Annotated in this window: 1 rRNA gene; it reads left to right on the top strand. The window is 53.5% G+C overall.

The window, feature by feature from the left end:
* Positions 1–1,922: ribosomal RNA gene (locus tag KQ486_RS13855) — 23S ribosomal RNA — on the top strand; the annotation flags it as partial.

Genomic DNA, 1,922 nt, shown 5'->3' with positions numbered 1-1,922 from the left:
GAAATAGAACCTGAAACCGTGTGCCTACAAGTAGTCGGAGCCCATTAACGGGTGACGGCGTGCCTTTTGTAGAATGAACCGGCGAGTTACGATCAGCGGCAAGGTTAAAGGGAAGACCTGGAGCCGCAGCGAAAGCGAGTCTGAACAGGGCGATTCAGTCGTTGGTCGTAGACCCGAAACTGTGTGATCTACCCATGTCCAGGGTGAAGGTAAGGTAACACTTACTGGAGGCCCGAACCCACGTACGTTGAAAAGTGCGGGGATGAGGTGTGGGTAGGGGTGAAATGCCAATCGAACACAGAGATAGCTGGTTCTCTCCGAAATAGCTTTCGGGCTAGCCTCAGCAAAAGAGTCTTGGAGGTAGAGCACTGATTGGACGAGGGGCCCTTCCCGGGTTACCGAATTCAGTCAAACTCCGAATGCCAATGACTTATGACTGGGAGTTAGACTATGGGTGATAAGGTTCATAGTCGAGAGGGGAACAGCCCAGACCGCCAGCTAAGGTCCCTAAGTATGTGTTAAGTGGAAAAGGATGTGGCGTTGCTTAGACAACCAGGATGTTGGCTTAGAAGCAGCCATCATTGAAAGAGTGCGTAATAGCTCACTGGTCGAGTGACGCTGCGCCGAAAATGTACCGGGTCTAAACACATCACCGAAGCTGCGGATTGTCCGCAGGACAATGGTAGGAGAGCGTTCTAAGGGCGTTGAAGTCAGACCGTGAGGACTGGTGGAGCGCTTAGAAGTGAGAATGCCGGTATGAGTAGCGAAAAAGAAGTGAGAATCTTCTTCACCGTATGCCTAAGGTTTCCTGAGGAAGGCTCGTCCGCTCAGGGTCAGTCGGGACCTAAGCCGAGGCCGAAAGGCGTAGGCGATGGCCAACAGGTTGACATTCCTGTACCACCTCCCATCCGTTTGAGTAACGGGGGGACGCAGGAGGATAAGGAAAGCGCGTTATTGGATAAGCGCGTCCAAGCAGCAAGAGTTGTGTGTAGGCAAATCCGCACACTGTACGCTTGAGCTGTGATGGGGAGGGAAATTTAGTACCGAAGTTCCTGATTTCACACTGCCAAGAAAATCCTCTAGCGAGGATGGAGGTGCCCGTACCGTAAACCGACACAGGTAGGCGAGGAGAGTATCCTAAGGTGATCGGGAGAACTCTCGTTAAGGAACTCGGCAAAATGACCCCGTAACTTCGGGAGAAGGGGTGCTCACTCAGGCTACGAGCCTGGGGAGCCGCAGTGAATAGGCCCAAGCGACTGTTTATCAAAAACACAGGTCTCTGCGAAGCCGCAAGGCGAAGTATAGGGGCTGACACCTGCCCGGTGCTGGAAGGTTAAGTGGATGCGTTAGTGCCTTTGGCACGAAGCGTTGAAACGAAGCCCCAGTGAACGGCGGCCGTAACTATAACGGTCCTAAGGTAGCGAAATTCCTTGTCGGGTAAGTTCCGACCCGCACGAAAGGTGCAACGACTTGGGCACTGTCTCAACGAGAGACCCGGTGAAATTATACTATGCGTGAAGATGCGCATTACCCGCGACAGGACGGAAAGACCCCGTGGAGCTTTACTGTAGCCTGATATTGAATGTTGGTACAGCTTGTACAGGATAGGTGGGAGCCTAGGAAACCGGAGCGCTAGCTTCGGTGGAGGCGCCGGTGGGATACCACCCTGGCTGTACGAACATTCTAACCCAGAACCGTGATCCGGTTCGGAGACAGTGTCAGGTAGGCAGTTTGACTGGGGCGGTCGCCTCCCAAAAGGTAACGGAGGCGCCCAAAGGTTCCCTCAGAATGGTTGGAAATCATTCGCAGAGTGTAAAGGCAGAAGGGAGCTTGACTGCGAGACTTACAAGTCGAGCAGGGACGAAAGTCGGGCTTAGTGATCCGGTGGTTCCGCATGGAAGGGCCATCGCTCAACGGATAAA

This window comes from Allobacillus halotolerans (assembly GCF_018967645.1).
Taxonomy (GTDB): domain Bacteria; phylum Bacillota; class Bacilli; order Bacillales; family Alkalibacillaceae; genus Allobacillus; species Allobacillus halotolerans.
This window is presented reverse-complemented; position numbering and strand designations above follow the sequence as displayed.